This window comes from Mesorhizobium newzealandense, from assembly GCF_042682145.1.
GTDB lineage: Bacteria > Pseudomonadota > Alphaproteobacteria > Rhizobiales > Rhizobiaceae > Mesorhizobium > Mesorhizobium newzealandense.
The window spans coordinates 343,778-362,879 of record NZ_JBHUGZ010000007.1 but is presented as its reverse complement, the minus strand read 5'-3'; the positions used below and the strand labels follow the sequence as shown (position 1 = coordinate 362,879).

Genomic DNA, 19,102 nt, shown 5'->3' with positions numbered 1-19,102 from the left:
AGCGGAAGTCTGCGTCTGCGTTGCCCCGGCACCGCTCGACCATAGCGCCCCAAACCGCCGACAAATGGACCGGCCGGTGCTCGCTGTCGGCATTAGCGATGTTTTCCATTTGTAGAAATCATCTACGATCCGAATGCATATTTATTTACGATGACGCACCGCGTGACTGGAGAATCAAATTAGAAAAAGGTAGTCTCGCAGCCGCTTGGGTTTTCAATCTGTATCGACGGTTGGTATTTGGAAGATGGAGTGTGTCTTGCACGCTCCCGTCATTTATTTATGCCCCAAGCATTTCGACACGGGTTTCCATGGCCGACGAGGGCGTTGGCCAAAATCTAGGAGGGGCAATTGAAAGTCGTACGGTTTTTCCTTTCACTCGCTGTGTTGGCACTGGCGTCAGTCTTCCTGACCGCGCCAGCTTCCGCGCAAGCGACACGCACGTGGGTTTCCGGCGTTGGTGACGACGCCAATCCGTGCAGCCGCACGGCACCTTGCAAGACGTTTGCCGGTGCTATCTCGAAGACGGCGGTAAGTGGTGAAATCAACTGTATCGACCCTGGCGGTTTTGGCGGGGTCACCATCACCAAATCCATCACCATCGACTGCAGGAACACTGAAGCGGGTGTGCTTGTCAGTGGTACGAACGCCATCATCGTCAACGCGCCTGCCGGCGCCGCGGTTCATCTTCGCGGCCTCGACATATTCGGTGTGGGCACCGGCCTCGACGGCGTGCGTATGGTCGGTCAAGGTCAACTGCATATCGAGGACTGCAACATCGAGCGGTTTGCCAGCAATGGCGTCGAATTTCTTCCCACCGCGAACAGCGAACTCTACATAACCAATACGCGCATAGCCGAGGCAGGCGCTGAAGGCGTTCTCATCAAGACGACTGGGGCCGTTGGAATCAATGCCATCCTTTCGAAGGTGGAAATTACCAACAGCGGCAGCGGCATTCTTGTCGACGGCACCGGCAACACCGTTGCCATGAACATGACGCTGACCGGCAGCCTTATCAGCGGCAACACCGGCAACGGCGTGGCGATCAAATCCATCGCCGCGGCATCGCCGGTGCGCGCGACGATTGTCGGCAACACGATCAGCGCCAATGCCGGCACCGGCGTCAACGCGAACGGTGCCGCTGCCAGCGGCAACGGAAGTGCCATCGCCTTTCTCGGCGGATCGACGGTGTTCGGCAATGTCACCGGGGTCAGCAATACCGGTAGCGGCGCCGTCCAGTCGTTCAAGAACAACATGATCTCCGGCAACGTAGCCGACGGCACGCCGATCACGGCATTCCCGGGTCCTGGCGGTACGCCATTGCAATAGCCACCTGCCGCCTGCGCGGCAGCACGAAACAAAGGCGATGCCGCCTGTCCCTCAAGGGCAGTGCGGCATCGCCTTTTTGTTACCGATCGCTACGGCAGAAGCCTGCGTCTTGCGCTGCCGTCGGTTTGCACCGCCCGGATCGCTTTGCTATAGGCGAAGTCCCTACTCTGGCGGGGCCTGCCCCGCCATCACCCAACTGTTGAACGAGGCATTCTTTCCATGGCGAAGATCAAGGTGGCGAACCCGGTCGTCGAACTCGACGGCGACGAGATGACCCGGATCATCTGGCAGTTCATCAAGGACAAGCTGATCCACCCTTATCTCGACCTCAAGCTTGAATATTACGACCTCGGCATCGAGCACCGTGACGCCACCAACGACCAGGTGACCATCGATTCGGCCAACGCCATCAAGAAATACGGCGTCGGCGTGAAATGCGCGACGATCACGCCCGACGAGCAGCGCGTCGAGGAATTCAAGCTGAAGAAGATGTGGAAGTCGCCGAACGGCACCATCCGCAACATCCTCGGCGGCACCATCTTCCGCGAGCCGATCATCATGAAGAACGTACCGCGCCTGGTGCCCGGCTGGACCAAGCCGATCATCGTCGGCCGTCACGCCTTCGGCGACCAGTACCGCGCCACCGATTTCCGCTTTCCCGGCAAGGGCAAGCTGACGATCAAGTTCGTCGGCGAGGACGGCAAGGTGATCGAGCACGATGTCTACGATGCGCCGGGCGCCGGCGTCGCCATGGCGATGTACAATCTCGACGATTCGATCCGCGAGTTCGCCCGCGCTTCGCTGAACTACGGCCTGCTGCGCAACTATCCGGTCTATCTCTCGACCAAGAACACCATCCTCAAGGCCTATGACGGCCGCTTCAAGGACATTTTCCAGGAAGTCTACGAGGCCGAGTTCGAGGCCGAGTTCAAGTCGAAGAAGCTGTGGTACGAGCATCGGCTGATCGACGATATGGTGGCCTCCAGCCTGAAATGGTCGGGCGGCTACGTCTGGGCCTGCAAGAACTATGACGGCGACGTCCAGTCCGACACCGTTGCGCAAGGTTTTGGTTCGCTTGGCCTGATGACCTCGGTGCTGATGACGCCGGACGGCAAGACGGTGGAAGCCGAAGCCGCGCATGGCACGGTCACCCGCCACTACCGCCAGCACCAGAAGGGCGAGGAGACCTCGACCAATTCGATCGCCTCGATCTTTGCCTGGACGCGCGGCCTCGCTCACCGCGCCAAGCTCGACGACAATGCCGAGCTGAAGCGCTTTGCCGAGACGCTGGAAAGGGTCTGCATCCAGACCGTCGAATCCGGCTTCATGACCAAGGACCTGTCGTTGCTGATCGGCCCCGATCAGCCCTGGCTCTCGACCACCGGTTTCCTCGACAAGATTGACGAGAACCTGCAGAAGGCGATGGCCTGACCAGCCAGGACCCGGGGGTGGGCAAGCCGGTCGTCTACGGCGCGGACTATAGCGTCTATGTGCGCATCGTCCGCCTCGTGCTCGCGGAAAAGGGCATCGACTACGCGCTTGTGCCGGTCGATGTCTTTGCCGCCGAGGGCATTCCCGCCTGGTATCTCGAGCATCATCCGTTCGGCCGCATCCCGGCCTTCGAACATGACGGGTTCCGCCTCTACGAGACCGGCGCGATTGCCAGGTATGTCGACGAGGCCTTCGAGGGGCCGGCGCTGCAACCGAAGGATCCGCGCGGCCACGCGCGGATGAACCAGATCATCGGCATGCTCGACGCCTATGCCTACAGGTCGATGGTCTGGGACGTCGCCGTCGAGCGGCTGGAGAAGGACGCGCCCGACGAGATCCGGATCGCCAACGGGCTTTCGCAGGCGGGCAAAGCGCTTCAGACGCTCGCCTCGCTGAAAGCGCCGGGGCCATGGTTTTTGGGCGACCAGCTGACGCTGGCCGATCTGCATCCGGCGCCGATCATCGGCTATTTCGTCAAGGTCACCGAAGGGCAAAAGCTGCTCGCCAGGTTCCCCGAGATCCGGGCCTGGTGGGACCGGATCGCGGCCCGTCCAAGCTTTGCCGCGAGCGGTCCGGCCTGATCGGCCTGCACCTCGCCGTTCATTCCGGCCCGCCATTCATTCCGGCCCGCTGTTCATTCTGGAAGGTAGATTTCCGCCTTCATGAAGGTCCTGGCGCGGCCCTGGATCAGCACGCGATCTCCGGCCAGATCACACAGCAGATGCCCGCCGCGCTGTGAACACTGGAACGCCGACAGATGGGCCTTCCCGAGTTTTTCAGACCAGTAGGGCACCAGCGTCGCATGGATGGAGCCGGTCACCGGATCCTCGGGAATGCCTGCTCCAGGAACGAAATAGCGGGACACGAAATCATGCGCTTGACCGCGCGCGGTAATGACCAGGCCGAGCGGATGGAAGGTTCCGATCCTGAGCAGATCGGGTACGAAGGACCGGACGGACTGCTCGTCGGCGAGCTCGACGAACAGGTTCTCAAAATTGCGAAAGCCCGTAACCGGATGCGGGGATAAAATCTCCTGCAGCGCCGACATGGTTTTGCCATCGACAGGCTGCGGCGGAAAACATGGCAGATCGAGCTGGTAGGCGCCTTGCCGCTGCGAGACCCGCAATTCGCCCACGCGCGTGGCAAAGGCCATGTCATCAGCCACATTGTGTTGCGACGCCAGCACATGGGCGGTCGCCAGCGTGGCGTGACCACAGAAGTCGACTTCGTGAACCGGTGTGAACCAGCGCAAATCCCAGCCTTTGCCGTTCGGCCGCGCAAAGGCGGTTTCGGCAAGATTGTTCTCATTTGCGACGGCCTGCATCACATCGTCCGCCAGCCAGTCCTGCAAGATGAGGACGGCTGCGGGGTTGCCCTGAAAGGCGCGGTCGGCAAAAGCGTCGACCTGATACATGGTCAGCGTAGGCACATCATCCCCCAAGATGTCCGCCGGGCCGGCTGCCACGCCAGCCTCACCTCACTGGCGCCGGTTACGCCGCCTCGCTGATCGCAGCCCTGACCGCGGCGATCGCATCATTGGCTTTCGAGGCGTCGGGGCCTCCGGCCTGCGCCATGTCGGGGCGGCCACCACCGCCCTGCCCGCCTAATGCGGCGGAGGCCACGCGCACCAGATCGACGGCGCTGAAGCGGCCGACGAGGTCGTCTGTGACGGCGACCACGACGCTCGCCTTGTTGTCTTCGCCGGCGCCGACGAAGACGACGACGCCGGAGCCGAGCGAGCTCTTGCCGGCATCGGCCAGCGGCTTCAGATCCTTCGGCGAAACACCCGAGACCGCCTTGCCGAGGAAGCCGACACCCGCCACGGTCTCGTTCTCCGACGGCGCACCCGCCGCGGCACCGCCGCCCAGCGCAAGTTTCTTGCGCGCTTCGGTCAGTTCCTTCTCGAGCTTCTTGCGCTCGTCGAGCAGCGCTTCGACGCGCGCCGGCACGTCGGCCGGCGAGATCTTCAGCGTCGAAGCGACCGATTTCAGGCGCCGGTCCTGCTCGTCGAGATACTTGCGCGCGGCTTCGCCGGTCAAAGCCTCGATGCGGCGCACGCCGGCGGCGACCGCGCTGTCCGACACGACACGCACCAGACCGATATCGCCGGTCGCCCTGACATGCGTGCCACCGCAGAGCTCGACCGAATAGGGCCGGTTGGCCTTGGCACCATGCAGGCCGGTGCCCATCGACACGACGCGCACTTCATCGCCGTACTTCTCGCCAAACAGCGCCATGGCGCCCTCGTCGATGGCGTCGTCGACCGACATCAGGCGCGTGGTCACCGGGCCGTTCTGGACGACGATCTCGTTCGCCATGCGCTCGACCTCTTCGAGATCCTCCGGCGAAATGGGCTTGTTGTGCGAGATGTCGAAGCGCAGGCGCTCGGGCGCGACCAGCGAGCCTTTCTGCGCGACATGGCTACCCAGCACCTCGCGCAGCGCCTCATGGATCAGATGCGTCGCGGAATGGTTCGCGCGCAGCCTGGAGCGGCGCGCATGGTCAACCTTCAGTTCGACGGCAGCACCCGTCTTGACCGTGCCGCTGGCCACTTTGCCGATATGGACGAACAGCCCATCGGCCTTCTTCTGCGTATCGGAAATCTCGATCGAGAAGCCCTCGCCTGACATGACGCCGGTGTCGCCCATCTGGCCGCCGGACTCGGCATAGAACGGCGTCTGGTTGACGACCACGGCAACCGCGTCGCCCTTGCCGGCGCTGTCGACGGTCTTGCCGTCCCGGACCAGCGCCTGGATGAGGCCTTCCGCCTGCTCGGTCTCGTAGCCGAGGAATTCGGTGGCACCGGCCTTCTCGCGCACCGGGAACCAGACAGTTTCGGTGGCCGCGTCACCGGAGCCCGCCCAGTGTGCCCGCGCCTCGGTCTTCTGCCGTTCCATAGCATTGGTGAAGCCGGCAAGATCGACCGAGATGCTGCGCTGGCGCAATGCATCCTGCGTCAGATCGAGCGGGAAGCCGTAGGTGTCGTAGAGTTTGAAAGCCGTTTCGCCATCCAGTATGTCGCCGGCGCCCAGCGTTTCCGTCGCCTCAGCAAGCAAGCCGAGGCCACGCACCAGCGTCTTGCGGAAACGGGTTTCCTCGAGCTTCAGGGTCTCGGTGATCAACTGCTCGCCACGCACCAGTTCCGGATAGGCCTGGCCCATCTCGCGCACCAGCGCCGGCACAAGGCGCCACATCAGGGGATCGCGGGCACCGAGCAACTGCGCATGGCGCATGGCACGGCGCATGATGCGGCGCAGGACATAGCCACGGCCTTCGTTCGACGGCAGCACGCCATCGGCCACCAGGAAGGAGGACGAGCGCAGATGATCGGCAATGACGCGGAAGGACGCGACCGTCTCCTTGTCGGGACCGTGCCCGATAGCGGACGACGCCGCGTCGATCAGATGACGGAACAGATCGGTCTCGAAGACGCTTTCCACCCCCTGCAGGATGGACGCCATGCGCTCCAGGCCCATGCCGGTGTCGATCGAAGGGCGCGGCAGGTCGATGCGCTCCGCCTTCGTCACCTGTTCATACTGCATGAACACCAGGTTCCAGAATTCGAGAAAGCGGTCGCCATCCTCCTCGGGGCTGCCGGGAGGTCCGCCCCAGATGTGTTCGCCGCGGTCGATGAAGATCTCCGAACACGGTCCGCACGGTCCGGTGTCGCCCATCGCCCAGAAATTGTCTGAGGTCGCGATGCGAATGATGCGGTCATCGGAAAACCCGGCGATCTTCTTCCAGAAGCCGGCCGCCTCGTCATCCGTGTGATAGACGGTGACCAGCAGCTTGTCCTTGTTCAGCCCGAATTCCTTGGTGATCAGGTTCCAGGCAAGCTCGATGGCGCGCTCCTTGAAATAGTCGCCAAAGGAGAAATTGCCGAGCATCTCGAAAAAGGTCAGATGGCGCGCCGTGTAGCCGACATTGTCGAGGTCGTTGTGCTTGCCGCCGGCGCGAACGCTCTTCTGGGCGGTCGAGGCGCGCGAATAAGGCCGCTTCTCCAATCCGGTGAAGACGTTCTTGAACTGCACCATGCCGGCGTTGGTGAACATCAGCGTCGGATCGTTGCGCGGCACCAGCGGGCTCGACGCGACGATCTCGTGACCCTCCTTGCGGAAGTAGTCGAGAAAGGTCGACCGGATCTCGTTCACGCCACTCATGAATACTGCCTTTTCGAGAGAGCCGCCGGCAAACCGGCGGAAATGGACATGGCCTTTTAGCCGTCACATCGCACCCTGTCCAGAAACACGGAATTGGTCCAATTCGCGGCATTTGCCGGCCGTTCGAACCCGGGCTGCTTCGCCGCCAAAACGAAAAACCGCCGGCACGAGGCCGGCGGTTTGGACACGAAAACACAGAACTCAATTACATAAGCTTGAGGTAATGGAACAAGATTATGGCCGAACTCCGGCCAGCATCTTGCGCACGAAGTTGCTACATCGCGCCGGATTCCTCCTCGAAACCGTCGTCGCCGCTCTCGGCGCCGCCATTCTCGAGGAATTTCTCGGCGATCAACCCGGCATTCTGCCTGAGCGCCAGTTCGATCTCGCGCGCCGTGTCGGGATTGTCGCGCAGGAACAGTTTGGCGTTCTCGCGGCCCTGGCCGAGACGCTGCGAATTGTAGGAGAACCAGGCGCCCGACTTCTCGACCACGCCGGCCTTGACGCCGAGATCGACCAGTTCGCCGGTCTTGGACACGCCCTCGCCATACATGATGTCGAACTCGACCACCTTGAAGGGCGGCGCCAGCTTGTTCTTGACCACCTTGACGCGGGTCTGGTTGCCGACGACCTCGTCGCGGTCCTTGACCGAGCCGATGCGGCGGATGTCGAGGCGGACCGAAGCGTAGAATTTCAGCGCATTACCGCCGGTCGTGGTCTCGGGCGAACCGAACATGACGCCGATCTTCATGCGAATCTGGTTGATGAAGATGACCATGGTGTTGGAGCGCGAGATCGAGGCGGTCAGCTTGCGCAGCGCCTGGCTCATCAGGCGGGCCTGCAGGCCGGGCAGCGAATCGCCCATCTCGCCTTCGATTTCGGCGCGTGGCGTCAGCGCCGCGACCGAATCGACCACCAGCACGTCGATGGCACCGGAGCGCACCAGCGTGTCGCAGATTTCCAGCGCCTGCTCACCCGTGTCGGGCTGCGAGATCAGGAGGTTCTCCAGATCGACGCCAAGCTTGCGGGCATAGACCGGATCGAGCGCATGCTCGGCATCGACGAAGGCGCAGATGCCGCCCTTCTTCTGGGCTTCGGCCACGGTGTGCAGCGCCAGCGTCGTCTTGCCCGAGCTTTCCGGCCCGTAGATCTCGACGATGCGGCCGCGCGGCAGGCCACCGACGCCAAGCGCGATGTCGAGGCCAAGCGAGCCGGTCGGCACGGTTTCGATCTCGACGACCTGCTCGTTCGCGCCGAGCCGCATGATCGAGCCTTTGCCGAAAGCCCGCTCGATTTGCGACAGCGCCGCATCCAGAGCCTTTGATTTGTCCACCGCTTTGTCCTCTACCAGCCGCAAAGAATTCTGAGCCATGATACATCACCCCTTGGTCGTCAATGAAGGCCGGACAATCCGTAATCCCTGCCTATTTGTACCTTTTTTGTTCTCGTTTGGCAAGGGGGTTCAATTATCTGAAAAACAATCAATATCCGGATTTGTTCTTTTTTTGTCCTAGGGATTCGATCAGGGATGTATCCCCTTGAAACATGTAAAGGGTCGTGCTATATAATCAGACATGAGCACGAACACCAAACTCCCAACGATTCGCCAGTTCCTTGAACGGTTCCCGGATGACGAGACTTGCCTCGATCATTTGATGATTACCCGCTACGGGAAGCGGCACACTTGCGCCAAGTGCGGCAAGGAAGCGAACTTCCATCGCGTGAAGGCTCGTCGCTGCTACGAATGCGATTTCTGCGGCTATCAGGTCTACCCGACCGCTGGCACTCCATTCGAAGCGACGCGCACGTCCTTGCGTGACTGGTACACCGTCATGTTCCTGTTCTGCTCATCCCGCAACGGCGTGTCTGCGAAGGAAGTCCAGCGCACCATCGGCGTGACCTACAAGACCGCTTGGCGCATGTGCAATCTCATCCGCCAGTACATGGGCTATGTCGATGGTGATGCGCCGCTTGGTGGCGTGGACGGCGGCATCGTGGAAGCCGATAAGATGTTTTACGGCGGCAAGGACAAGCAGGGCGAGGACGACAAGACGGTTGTGTTCGGTGCCATCGAACGTGGCGGCGAGGTCATTACGCGCATTGTGCCGGGCCGTGGCCGTAAGCACGTCATGCCTGCCATATTCGATTGGATTAAGCCCGGTTCGCGCGTCGCGACGGATGAGGCTGGCGTGTTCAAGGAACTGTCAGAACTTGGCTACCTGCATGGCACCGTGAACCACAGTGCTGGCGAGTACGTGAATGGTCAGGTCCACACCAACAACATCGAAGCTTTCTGGTCGCACGTTAAGCGTTCGATGCGCGGGACTTACGTTTCAGTTTCTGAGAAGTGGCTGCAGACCTACCTTTGGGAGTTTGAGTTTCGGCAGAACCTGCGGAAGCATCCCCACTTGATGTTTGACCTCTTGCTGCAATCGTTCCCGCGCCCGGAACGGTAAGCGGTGGCTTGGTCGCCATCGCCGTTAGAAGCTGGTCGAAACGTTTTGTGGGATCCACAGACTATTTCCCCGCTGAGATGATCGTGTTGAATTGCCGGATGCACCTTACAAAATTCACAACGATAAGACCCAGGTTATAGAACCAGAGCCATATGATGCCCTGCATTATGGACCACGCGGCCACGTCCTTTGGCGCCATGATAACCAGAACGTACGATGCGAATATCATCGCAGCCGACCATACGAGAGTAAAGCGCAAGAGCCTAAGCATGGCCTTGAACGTCATTGTGTTTTGAATTTTCGCCAAGAATTCGTTCTGCCGAGCGCCAACGAACACGAAAAACGTGGCGATAAAGCCCGTAAACACGGTCAGAAGGTCAAATATGCCGGAATAAATCGCCAGCGAATTGATATCGCTATCGCGCGAAGCCCACGTTGCCAGAATGGTTCCGGCAACGGAAAAGACAGCCGCTTGGGCCAATGGCCTATGCGACAAGAAGGTGGCGCTCCACCTCGAAATAGAAATACCAGCAAAATCAACCATTTCCATAAAGCCGCTCGATGGTTCTAAAGTGTGCATCAAAAGTTTGTCGTAAAAATGACCGACGAACTTCAAAGTTAGCGTCCGCGACGGGGGGGTAGGTCCAATTCTCTGCTTGCCTTAATTTGCTCAGACAGCACGTCAATTGGGTCTTGTTCTTCCAAGATTTTTATCTTTAGCTTCTCAACGTGGCTTCTGTTGTTCGCCGACCATCCCAATAACCTTCTGATGCCATCGCGAGACAAGACTCCATCTTGATTACCGCGAGGCCACGAAACGCGCACCTCGACGTTAGGGCCACCAAACGTATTCGAGAGCCTGCCAAGATTGCCCTCAATGTCCAATGGGTCGCCCTCCACCACAGCCAGATCGGCTGGACGAGCCACTCTAAACTCGATTGCACGCGGAGTGCCACCACGCAATCGATCTAGCGCCGTCTCTGACAGGCACGGAGAGATATGGAACCCCTTGTGACGCCTGATCTTGTGACTTACCAGAAGGTTAATTCGCCCCGGAGTTACAGCTTCCCTGCGACTTTCCAAAAGCAATACGTTCAATCGTGGATGATAGCGAAACGCGCACCGGTGGCCTAGTGGCCTATCCTGATCTTCAAGCGGGCCTACATCGGGAGCTATTGGCGGGATATTGTCGCGCTGCTGCCGGACAAATTCGCCCTCAACGAAATCGGCGTTGTCGGCAGCATCTTGGTAGCGCAAGAGTTTAATTCTTATCTCAGCCGCTACCTCTGTCCATTGATCCCTGTCGGCGCCTGCCCATATCGATTGCAGGCAATCGAAAAACGTTCTGTCGCGAGCCTCTAGAGGTTCAACTTGGTAAAATCGAGCAACAACAGTCCTGTCCATTAGTCCCCCCTGCCAAGACTGAGCCATCAAAGCACAGTTCTTTCAAAGGGGCGACTCTACCTAACGGTCGTGCACGTTTCTATTTGTGTCTAGGGGGCCGACCGGTGGCGGCCACGAATCAGTTGGAGGCATTCCTCGCAAAAGCTTCGACCTCTTACATGTCTAAAGGGGATACATCCCTTCGATCAGGAATGCACCTCGCATTGGGCCAGGCAGCTCGATTGTTTCGATCTGCCGAATCGCTGTCTTGGATGCGAAGCTTCGTCACGCAGCCTAGCGCTTGTGCGGCTGGAATAACAAAGGTCATATCGCCGGCATGCTGAAATCCGCGAAGATTCTGGCCGTAGGTGGCGCCCATATCGACCGGCGTGGCCAGGTGTCCGGCCCCTACGTGCCCGCCGCGTCCAATCCCGGCACAATGCGCGAGGATGTCGGCGGCGGTGTCTTCAATGCTTTGCGCAGTGCGGTTCGTCGCGGCGTCTCCGCGTCGCTGCTGTCGGTGCGCGGCGGCGATGCGGCCGCGGATACCGTTTCACGAGCCATCGCCGAGGCCGGTATTGCCGACCTGTCCGCCGTATTCCTCGATCGCACGACGCCGAGCTATACGGCCCTGATCGACAGCGAGGGCGAATTGATCGTCGGCTTCGCCGACATGGCGCTCTATGAGCTGGCGTTTCCCAAGCAGGTCAGGCGCTCCAAGGTGCGCGAGGTTGTCGCCGCCGCCGATGCCGTCTTCTGCGACGCCAACCTGCCGACGGCAGCACTGGAGCGGCTGGTGGCACTCGCCGCCGGCAAGCCCGTCTTCGCCATTGCCATTTCGCCGGCCAAGATCGTGCGCCTGAGGCCGGTGCTCGCCAATCTGGACGTCGTCTTCATGAACCGGCGCGAGGCGCTAGCCCTTGCCGGGCTGGACGGTGCGGCCTCAGGGCAGGACATTGTCGACGGGCTGAAACGCGCAGGGCTCAAAAGCGGCGTGGTGACAGCGGGCGGCGCTGCCATGCTGGGCTTCGATGAAGCCAGCACCTTCTCGATCCTGCCGCCGACGCCAAGAAAGGTCGTGGATGTCACCGGCGCCGGCGATGCGCTGGCGGGGGCGACGGTCGCCGCCTTGCTGCGCGGCATGCCCCTGCGCGCAGCGCTGCGCGAAGGCATTGCCGCGGCGACGCTGGCCATCGAGAGCGCCGACGCCGTTCCCGATTTCACCGCAGCTGATTTCACCGAGGCGCTGGCTCTTGTGCCGGATGCGCAGGAAGTGGCATGAGACCGGCCAGTTCATAGCACCGGCATGCAGCTGCGCGTCCAGATGGATGCGCCGCACTCCGGGTTGGAGATCAAGATGACGCCAGAAACCGCCCGCCCCTTCATCGACATCCATGCGCCAGTGGCGCAAGCCCTGGCGGCCGGGCGGCCGGTGGTGGCGCTGGAGAGCACCATCATCACCCATGGCATGCCCTACCCCGACAACGGCGCCATGGCAGCCGATGTCGAAAAGATCATCAGTGATGGCGGCGCGGTGGCCGCGACGATCGCCGTGGTTGGCGGTCGCATCAAGATCGGCCTGTCGGACGGCGAGCGTGAGTCCCTTGCCATGACCGGCGACGCCATGAAGCTGTCGCGCGCCGACCTCGGCTTTGCGGTGGCGCAAGGACGCACCGGTGGCACCACGGTCGCCGCAACGATGATCGCGGCGCACATGGTCGGCATCAAGGTGTTCGCGACCGGCGGCATTGGCGGCGTGCACAAGGGCGCGGAAAAGAGTTTCGACATTTCCGCCGACCTCGACGAACTGGCGCGCACGCCGGTGATCGTCGTGTCGGCCGGCGCCAAGGCCATCCTCGACATCGAAAAGACGCTGGAGGTGCTGGAAACGCGCGGCGTGCCGGTGGTCGGCCATGGCTGCGAAACGATGCCGGCCTTCTGGTCGCGGCATTCGGCGTTCCGCGCACCGCTGACCTTGCACAAGCCGGAAGAGATCGCGCATTTCTACCAGACGCGGCAGGCGCTGGGGCTCGCCGGCGGCATGCTGATCGCCAATCCGGTGCCCGAGAACCACGAAATCCCGGCCGAAGAGATGGCCGGTTACATCGAAGCCGCACAGAAGGCTGCCGAAGCGCTCAACGTGACCGGCAAGGCGGTGACGCCGTTCCTGCTGTCGAAAATCCTCGAACTGACCGGCGGCCGGAGCCTGAAGACCAACATCGCGCTGGTTGAGAACAATGCGCGGCTGGCGGCGAAGATCGCGAAGGCTTTGTAGTTCCGACGCAGCTACTTGCCGGTGCGCCGCCCTGCCTCATAGGCGCGGCGTGCCCAGGCCGTCATCTCGTCGGGATCATCGAAGGCGCTGTCGGGAATGGTCCAGTACGGCATGGAGACCAGCTTGCCGTGGCGAGAGCCGGTATAGGTCCACTGCCGGCAGCCGGCAGCTTCGAAATCGGGCGCGCTTTCCGCATCGGCCTTCAGCATCAATTCGCCACGCAGCACGATGGCGACGATGACACCGTCGAAATAGATGCCCTTGCCGCCGAACAGTTTGCGGATGCTGACCGTGCCTAGGCCCTCGAAGAGTTCGGCGATGCGTTCATTGTCCATGCCGCAATCATGTCACCGGCATTTGGCATTGTCATGCCGCAACCAAAATCATGCTGACAGGTTGAGAGCCATCCGTCGGAGTTTTTTGTCATGCCGCTTCTGCTGAAAGGGTCCTGCCGCTGCAATGCCGTCCGCTTCGAGGTGGGGAGCCACACGCCGGCACCATTCATGCTGTGCTACTGCTCGATCTGCCGCAAGCAGCAAGGCGGCGGCGGCTTCGCCATCAATCTCGGCGCCATCAACGACACCCTGAAAATCAAGGGCAAAAGGAGCCTCGGCGTTTACCGGGCCGAGATCGAGGACGACGAGCATCCGAATTGCGAGATATCAACGGGCGAGCGCAACTTTTGCCGCAACTGTGGATCGGCACTGTGGCTCTACGATCCGACCTGGCCAGAGTTGGTACACCCCTTCGCCTCGGCGATCGACAACGACCTGCCCGAGCCGCCCAGCCGGGTGCATCTGATGCTGAAATACAAGGCCAACTGGGTCGAGCCAGTGATCGGCAAGGGCGACAAGACGTTCGATGCCTATCCGGAGGAATCGATCGCCGACTGGCACAAGCGAACGGGCATGTGGGTGGATTGAGGTTCTTCGCCCCGTAAACGGGGCGAAGGAAACTCAGGCCGTTGCGCGTGCTTCCGCGAGCGCCTTGAGATCGGCCGGCTTCAATTCCACGGATTCGCCGCAGCCGCAGGCCGAACTCTGGTTCGGGTTGTGGAAGGTGAAACCGGTGCGCAGCGTCGTCTGCTCGAAATCCATCTCGGTGCCGAACAGGAACAACGCGGCCTCAGGCGCCACATAGACATGGGCGCCGTCGCGCTCGATGTGGTCGTCCTTGGTGTTGGGCTCAGTCACTAGGTCGACCGTGTATTCCATGCCGGCGCAGCCGCCCTTCTTGATGCCGAGGCGGATGCCATGCGCACCGTCGCGCGTGGCGACGATCTCGCGCACCCGGTCAGCGGCCTTTTCGGTCATCGTGATGACGGCAAAGCGTCCCATTCTATTTTCTCCGCATTCACGCAGGTTCAAGGCCTGCGGATCATTTCATAACTCAAAATGGTTATATCAGTGTCGTACTGCAAGGTCTTTATTGCCAGCGTGCGTCCAGCGCTGCAGTCGCATATGCAGCGAGCGCAGCTTCGGCCGATTCGCTGTTATTTTCTTCCAAAGCATAGAACGCGTCATCCAAGGCGTTGAAATTTATGCCAATTCCCCCAACCTCGCCCACGATCTCCATTCTTGCCAAACGCTCTTCAGGAAAACGTTCGCCCAGCAAGGCGCAGGCCTGCCGTGTCAGTTCTGCATGCTTTTCCAGACCCATCGCGCGGAAACCTTCAATGGCTCCCTGGGCCGTTATCCCATAGGAATTCCAAAAATATTGCCTGAAGCCGCCATTGAGGACCTGCCAACTTAGTAACTCGACGCAAATGACGTTCCTGATCGCGACAGGTATTGCACCGATAACTTTGTGGTATTCGGACGGTTCATCGAGAACGTCGAGAACCGGAGCGCCCCAGACCACGACTACTTGCGCCGAAGGTGGAATATCACCTTCGCTCAAGGCCCTCTGCGGAGATTTGTCGAACATCTATGCTTCAGTACCAGCCCACCGCGACCTGCGCCTCTTCCGACATGCGGTCGGGCGACCAGGGCGGGTCGAAGGTCATGTTGACCTCGACGCCCGAAACACCTTCGACGGCGCCGACGGCGTTTTCCACCCAGCCGGGCATTTCGCCGGCGACAGGGCAGCCGGGGGCGGTCAGCGTCATGTCGATCTTGACCCCGCGGTTGTCCTCGATGTCGATCTTGTAGATGAGGCCGAGTTCGTAGATGTCGGCCGGGATTTCCGGGTCATAGACCGTCTTCAGCGCCGAAACGATGTCGTCGGTCAGCCGCGCCAGTTCGTCGGCGGGAATGGCCGAAGCGGAAACCAGCGGATTGATGGCCGGTTCCGGCGCGGTCTCGGTGGTGTGGCTAGCGTCATCCATGGTCGTCACCCAAAAAACTTGCGCGCTTTCTCAAGCGCTTCGGCCAAAGCGTCGACTTCGGCCCTGGTATTATACATGCCGAACGATGCCCTGCATGTGGAGGTTACGCCAAAGCGTTTCAACAGCGGCTGGGCGCAATGGGTGCCGGCGCGAACGGCAACACCTTGCCTGTCTATCACCATCGACACGTCATGGGCGTGAATGCCTTGCAGTTCGAAGGAAATGATGGCGCCCTTGCCCGGCGCGTCGCCGAAGATGCGCAGCGAATTGATGGCGCGCAGCCGCTCATGCGCATAGGTTTTGAGATCGGCCTCATGCGCTGCGATCTGCTCGCGGCCGATCTTTTCCATGTAGTCCAGTGCCGCGCCCAGCCCGATCGCTTGCACGATCGGCGGCGTACCAGCCTCGAAGCGGTGCGGCGGCTCGTTGTAGGTGACGATGTCTTCCGTCACCTCCTCGATCATCTCGCCGCCGCCCATGAACGGCCGCATGCCTGAGAGAATGTCTTTCTTGCCGTAGAGCACACCGATGCCCGAAGGACCGTAGACCTTGTGGCCGGTGAAGACGAAGAAGTCGCAGTCGAGGTCCTGCACGTCGATCGGCATATGCACGGCGCTCTGGCTGCCGTCTACGAGGACGGGAATTCCACGCGCATGCGCAATGCGGACGATCTCCTTGATCGGCGTCACCGTGCCCAGCGCATTTGACATCTGGGTGATGGCAACCAGTTTGGTGCGGTCGGTCAGCCGCTTTTCGAATTCCTCGACGTGGAAGACGCCGAGATCGTCGACCGGCACCCAGACCAGTTTCGCGCCCTGCCGCTCGCGGATGAAATGCCACGGCACGATGTTGGAGTGGTGCTCCATGATCGACAGCACGATCTCGTCGCCCTCGCCGATGTTGGGCATGCCATAGCCATAGGCGACCGTGTTGATGGCCGAGGTCGTGTTCGAGGTGAAGACGATGTTGTCGGTGCTCGGCGCGTTCAAGAAGCGGCGCACCGTCTCGCGCGCCTTCTCATAGGCGTCGGTCGCCGCATTGGAGAGGAAATGCAGGCCGCGATGAACGTTGGCATATTCCTGGCTGTAGGCGTGCTGAATGGCATCGAGCACCGCCTGCGGCTTCTGTGCCGAGGCGCCATTGTCGAGATAGACCAGCGGTTTGCCGTAGACCTCGCGCGACAGGATCGGGAAGTCGCGGCGGATCGCCTCGACGTCGTAGGGGATGTTTTCGACTTTCTGGTCCATTTCGAAGTCCTTGCCGCCCTAGGCCGCGTTCCTTCCAGCACCCCTCATCCGTCTTGGCGCTTCGCGCCAATCCACCTTCTCCCACAAGGGGAGAAGGGAGGGAGCTTACCCGTGTGTCACAAACCAGTCGTCGAGCTTCGCTTCCAGCGCCTCGACGATCGTCTCGTCGTCCAGTTCCTCGATCACCTCGGCGACGAAGGCTTTGACCAGAAGGCCGCGCGCGGTCTTCTCGTCGACGCCGCGCGCCATCAGGTAGAACAGGTGGTCGTGGTCGATCTCGGTGACCGTCGCACCATGGCCGCAGACGACGTCGTCGGCGAAGATTTCAAGCTCGGGCTTGGTCGAGAATTCGCCATCATCCGACAACAGCAGCGTGTTGCAGGCCATCTTGGCATTGGTCTTCTGCGCATATTGATGGACGTTGATGCGGCCCTGGAAAACGCCGCGCGCCTTGCCCGTCACCACGTTGCGGATGACTTCCGTCGAGGTCGTGTGTGGCACGGCGTGGTCGAGCACCATGGTCACGTCGGTGTGGGTGTCGCCAGCCAGGAGGTTGATGCCGCGCAGTTTGAAGTCGGCGCCGTCGCCAGTCGTCCGGACCATGATCTCCTGGCGCACAAGCTTGCCGCCGGCGTTCATGACAAACAGCGTCAGTTTCGCATTCTTGCCGAGATGGGCCTTGAACTGCGCCAGATGCGTCGCCGTTTCCGGCTGCTCCTGGACGATCAGCCACGTCACCTCGGCGCCTTCGCCGAGCACGAGCTGGCTGACCGAGCTGACCAGAGCAGCCCCGTCGCCGGCCTGACGTTCGACGATGACAGCCCTGGCGCCGGCGCCGACACGCACCGGCAGGCGCACATGCGTCTGGCCACCGGCCTGCAGGTTCTGCAGTTCGATCGGCTTTTCCAGCTCGGTGCCATCGGCGATATCGACAAAGTAACCGTCGGCCACGAAAGCCGTGTTCAGCGCGCCGATGGCATCGTCGCTGCCATAGGGATCGAGCCCCGGCGCGATGCTGCCGTCGGTCAGTTTTTCCGACAGGCGCTGCACCGTGACGCCTTCGATATCAGGCACTTTCGCGCTCGACACGCCGTTGAGGACCGCCAGCACGGCGGAGCCTTCCACGATCGGCGCAACGGCTTTGACCGCGGCGGCCGGATCGAAGTCCGGCACCGCGTTCAACAGCCGGCGCAGGTCGGTGTAGTGCCAGGATTCGATGCGCCGCGTCGGCAGGCCGTGCTTGATCGCTTCGATGGCGTCGTCGCGCTTCAGCATCACCGCGCCGTCGCCCGGCAGCAGCGACAGCCGGTCGCCGAACGCGTCGATCAACGCTGTTTCGGCCGGTGTCCGCTGCGGTTGTGTGTGCATATTCATCGGTATTACCTCGGGCATCTCACGCGGCTTCGCCGATCACGCCGGCATAGCCATTGGCTTCCAGATCGAGCGCCAGCGACTTGTCGCCCGACTTGATGACCTGACCCTTGTAGAGCACGTGCACGGTGTCGGGCACGATGTGTTCGAGCAGGCGCTGGTAGTGGGTGATGACCAGGAACGCGCGGTCCGGCGCACGCAGCGCGTTGACGCCGTCGGATACGATCTTCAGCGCATCGATGTCGAGGCCGGAATCGGTCTCGTCAAGCACGCAGAGTTTCGGCTCCAGCAGCTTCATCTGCAGGATCTCGGCGCGCTTCTTCTCGCCGCCGGAGAAGCCGACATTGAGCGGCCGCTTCAGCATCGCAATGTCCATGCTGAGCGAGGCCGCGGCTTCCTTCACCCGCCTCAGGAATTCCGGGATCTTCAGCGGCTCCTCGCCGCGCGCCTTGCGCTGCTCGTTCATCGCCACTTTCAGGAATTCCATGGTCGCCACGCCCGGTATCTCCATCGGATACTGGAAGGCGAGGAAAATGCCCGACGTGGCACGCTCGGCCGGATCCATTTCGAGGATCGACTGGCCGTTGTAGAGGATGTCGCCCTCGGTCACCTCATAGTCCTCGCGGCCAGCGAGGATGTAGGACAGCGTCGATTTGCCCGAGCCGTTCGGCCCCATGATCGCGGCGACCTCGCCGGCTTTCACCGTAAGGTTCAGGCCGCGGATGATCTCGGTGCCGTCATCGACGATGCGGGCGTGCAGGTTTCTGATTTCAAGCATTGTTCTTTTCTCTGAAATAGTCGTCGTAAGTGACGGTGTAATTGGTGTTGCGGGCAGTCATCGAGATCACCCGACGCTCCCGCTATCGGCTCTGCGCTGCGTCCTCGGTTTTATCCGGCCAACGTAACGGAACAGAACAAGGGCAGCAAAAAAGCAAAAACCTCCCGTGGCAGCGACAGAGGCTCCGACATGCTTCAGGTTTGGAAAGTCCCAGATAGAGCCGACAAGCGCCACCACTGCGCCTGCGATAGCCAGAAACAGCGCTATCGCCAGTGAGCCTACCAACAGG

At 61.2% G+C, this 19,102-nt stretch carries 18 protein-coding genes; 7 read left to right on the top strand and 11 right to left on the bottom strand.

The genetic code is table 11. From position 1 onward, the window contains the following. Window positions 1-348: 348 nt before the first annotated feature. From ACFSOZ_RS10565 to ACFSOZ_RS10555, 3 genes are all read left to right on the top strand, one after another. Complete coding sequence (locus ACFSOZ_RS10565) at window positions 349-1,326, top strand: right-handed parallel beta-helix repeat-containing protein (protein WP_379097000.1); 978 nt, start codon at window positions 349-351, stop codon at window positions 1,324-1,326. Window positions 1,327-1,545: 219 nt separating this feature from the next. After that, the gene (locus ACFSOZ_RS10560; protein WP_379096998.1) at window positions 1,546-2,757 is read left to right on the top strand and encodes an NADP-dependent isocitrate dehydrogenase; all 1,212 of its coding nucleotides are present in this window, start codon (window positions 1,546-1,548) and stop codon (window positions 2,755-2,757) included. Window positions 2,758-2,774: 17 nt separating this feature from the next. Then, the gene (locus ACFSOZ_RS10555) at window positions 2,775-3,398 is read left to right on the top strand and encodes a glutathione S-transferase family protein (RefSeq protein ID WP_379096995.1); all 624 of its coding nucleotides are present in this window, start codon (window positions 2,775-2,777) and stop codon (window positions 3,396-3,398) included. Between the two features lie 53 nt (window positions 3,399-3,451). On the opposite strand, the gene ACFSOZ_RS10550 is transcribed toward ACFSOZ_RS10555, so the two are convergent. The 3 genes from ACFSOZ_RS10550 to recA form a co-directional block, all read right to left on the bottom strand. Continuing rightward, entirely contained in the window at window positions 3,452-4,282 is an 831-nt protein-coding gene (locus ACFSOZ_RS10550) for a PhzF family phenazine biosynthesis protein (RefSeq protein WP_379096992.1), read from the bottom strand. Between the two features lie 25 nt (window positions 4,283-4,307). Continuing rightward, window positions 4,308-6,977, bottom strand: coding sequence for an alanine--tRNA ligase (gene alaS, locus ACFSOZ_RS10545; RefSeq protein ID WP_379096989.1), 2,670 nt, complete (start codon window positions 6,975-6,977; stop codon window positions 4,308-4,310). A 274-nt stretch (window positions 6,978-7,251) separates the two neighbouring features. Continuing rightward, window positions 7,252-8,349 carry a recombinase RecA gene (gene recA, locus ACFSOZ_RS10540; protein ID WP_111542534.1) on the bottom strand — a complete coding sequence of 366 codons (1,098 nt, stop codon included), beginning with the start codon at window positions 8,347-8,349 and terminating at the stop codon, window positions 7,252-7,254. Window positions 8,350-8,551: 202 nt separating this feature from the next. Here recA and ACFSOZ_RS10535 point away from each other — a divergent pair, with 202 nt between their 5' ends. Next, the gene (locus ACFSOZ_RS10535; RefSeq protein WP_379096985.1) at window positions 8,552-9,433 is read left to right on the top strand and encodes an IS1595 family transposase; all 882 of its coding nucleotides are present in this window, start codon (window positions 8,552-8,554) and stop codon (window positions 9,431-9,433) included. A gap of 61 nt (window positions 9,434-9,494) precedes the next feature. Here the strand turns inward: ACFSOZ_RS10535 and ACFSOZ_RS10530 are convergent, their stop codons facing one another. Beyond that, window positions 9,495-10,049, bottom strand: a complete 555-nt coding sequence (locus ACFSOZ_RS10530; protein WP_379096982.1) for a hypothetical protein — start codon at window positions 10,047-10,049, stop codon at window positions 9,495-9,497. Window positions 10,050-11,153: 1,104 nt separating this feature from the next. Here ACFSOZ_RS10530 and ACFSOZ_RS10525 point away from each other — a divergent pair. Both ACFSOZ_RS10525 and ACFSOZ_RS10520 read left to right on the top strand, forming a co-directional pair. Next, window positions 11,154-12,098 carry a carbohydrate kinase family protein gene (locus tag ACFSOZ_RS10525; RefSeq protein ID WP_379096979.1) on the top strand — a complete coding sequence of 315 codons (945 nt, stop codon included), beginning with the start codon at window positions 11,154-11,156 and terminating at the stop codon, window positions 12,096-12,098. Window positions 12,099-12,173: 75 nt separating this feature from the next. Next, the gene (locus ACFSOZ_RS10520) at window positions 12,174-13,091 is read left to right on the top strand and encodes a pseudouridine-5'-phosphate glycosidase (RefSeq protein WP_379096976.1); all 918 of its coding nucleotides are present in this window, start codon (window positions 12,174-12,176) and stop codon (window positions 13,089-13,091) included. 11 nt (window positions 13,092-13,102) lie between these two features. On the opposite strand, the gene ACFSOZ_RS10515 is transcribed toward ACFSOZ_RS10520, so the two are convergent. Then, window positions 13,103-13,426: a TfoX/Sxy family protein gene (locus ACFSOZ_RS10515; protein WP_379096973.1), complete on the bottom strand. Its 324-nt coding sequence runs from the start codon at window positions 13,424-13,426 to the stop codon at window positions 13,103-13,105. A 90-nt stretch (window positions 13,427-13,516) separates the two neighbouring features. On the opposite strand from ACFSOZ_RS10515, the gene ACFSOZ_RS10510 reads away from it, so the two are divergent. Beyond that, window positions 13,517-14,014, top strand: coding sequence for a GFA family protein (locus tag ACFSOZ_RS10510; protein WP_379096970.1), 498 nt, complete (start codon window positions 13,517-13,519; stop codon window positions 14,012-14,014). A gap of 33 nt (window positions 14,015-14,047) precedes the next feature. On the opposite strand, the gene sufA is transcribed toward ACFSOZ_RS10510, so the two are convergent. The 6 genes from sufA to sufC all read right to left on the bottom strand — a co-directional run bounded on the left by sufA (window position 14,048) and on the right by sufC (window position 18,813). Continuing rightward, entirely contained in the window at window positions 14,048-14,428 is a 381-nt protein-coding gene (sufA, locus tag ACFSOZ_RS10505; RefSeq protein WP_379096967.1) for a Fe-S cluster assembly scaffold SufA, read from the bottom strand. Between the two features lie 88 nt (window positions 14,429-14,516). Beyond that, window positions 14,517-15,017, bottom strand: coding sequence for a DMP19 family protein (locus ACFSOZ_RS10500; protein ID WP_379096964.1), 501 nt, complete (start codon window positions 15,015-15,017; stop codon window positions 14,517-14,519). A gap of 7 nt (window positions 15,018-15,024) precedes the next feature. Then, the gene (locus ACFSOZ_RS10495) at window positions 15,025-15,417 is read right to left on the bottom strand and encodes an SUF system Fe-S cluster assembly protein (protein WP_379096962.1); all 393 of its coding nucleotides are present in this window, start codon (window positions 15,415-15,417) and stop codon (window positions 15,025-15,027) included. Window positions 15,418-15,422: 5 nt separating this feature from the next. After that, entirely contained in the window at window positions 15,423-16,664 is a 1,242-nt protein-coding gene (locus ACFSOZ_RS10490; protein WP_379096959.1) for a cysteine desulfurase, read from the bottom strand. Window positions 16,665-16,769: 105 nt separating this feature from the next. Then, window positions 16,770-18,038, bottom strand: a complete 1,269-nt coding sequence (gene sufD, locus ACFSOZ_RS10485) for a Fe-S cluster assembly protein SufD (RefSeq protein WP_379096956.1) — start codon at window positions 18,036-18,038, stop codon at window positions 16,770-16,772. A 19-nt stretch (window positions 18,039-18,057) separates the two neighbouring features. Continuing rightward, window positions 18,058-18,813: a Fe-S cluster assembly ATPase SufC gene (gene sufC, locus ACFSOZ_RS10480; protein ID WP_379096953.1), complete on the bottom strand. Its 756-nt coding sequence runs from the start codon at window positions 18,811-18,813 to the stop codon at window positions 18,058-18,060. Window positions 18,814-19,102: the final 289 nt, after the last annotated feature.

What these genes read in the sequence shown, in the direction of transcription:
- recA (WP_111542534.1), bottom strand. Translation starts at nt 8,349, where the DNA reads ATGGCTCAGAATTCTTTGCGGCTGGTAGAGGACAAAGCGGTGGACAAA.
- ACFSOZ_RS10490 (WP_379096959.1), bottom strand. Translation starts at nt 16,664, where the DNA reads ATGGACCAGAAAGTCGAAAACATCCCCTACGACGTCGAGGCGATCCGC.
- ACFSOZ_RS10515 (WP_379096973.1), bottom strand. Translation starts at nt 13,426, where the DNA reads ATGGACAATGAACGCATCGCCGAACTCTTCGAGGGCCTAGGCACGGTC.
- ACFSOZ_RS10500 (WP_379096964.1), bottom strand. Translation starts at nt 15,017, where the DNA reads ATGTTCGACAAATCTCCGCAGAGGGCCTTGAGCGAAGGTGATATTCCA.
- ACFSOZ_RS10520 (WP_379096976.1), top strand. Translation starts at nt 12,174, where the DNA reads ATGACGCCAGAAACCGCCCGCCCCTTCATCGACATCCATGCGCCAGTG.
- ACFSOZ_RS10495 (WP_379096962.1), bottom strand. Translation starts at nt 15,417, where the DNA reads ATGGATGACGCTAGCCACACCACCGAGACCGCGCCGGAACCGGCCATC.
- ACFSOZ_RS10560 (WP_379096998.1), top strand. Translation starts at nt 1,546, where the DNA reads ATGGCGAAGATCAAGGTGGCGAACCCGGTCGTCGAACTCGACGGCGAC.
- ACFSOZ_RS10525 (WP_379096979.1), top strand. Translation starts at nt 11,154, where the DNA reads ATGCTGAAATCCGCGAAGATTCTGGCCGTAGGTGGCGCCCATATCGAC.
- ACFSOZ_RS10535 (WP_379096985.1), top strand. Translation starts at nt 8,552, where the DNA reads ATGAGCACGAACACCAAACTCCCAACGATTCGCCAGTTCCTTGAACGG.
- sufD (WP_379096956.1), bottom strand. Translation starts at nt 18,038, where the DNA reads ATGAATATGCACACACAACCGCAGCGGACACCGGCCGAAACAGCGTTG.
- sufC (WP_379096953.1), bottom strand. Translation starts at nt 18,813, where the DNA reads ATGCTTGAAATCAGAAACCTGCACGCCCGCATCGTCGATGACGGCACC.
- sufA (WP_379096967.1), bottom strand. Translation starts at nt 14,428, where the DNA reads ATGGGACGCTTTGCCGTCATCACGATGACCGAAAAGGCCGCTGACCGG.
- alaS (WP_379096989.1), bottom strand. Translation starts at nt 6,977, where the DNA reads ATGAGTGGCGTGAACGAGATCCGGTCGACCTTTCTCGACTACTTCCGC.
- ACFSOZ_RS10510 (WP_379096970.1), top strand. Translation starts at nt 13,517, where the DNA reads ATGCCGCTTCTGCTGAAAGGGTCCTGCCGCTGCAATGCCGTCCGCTTC.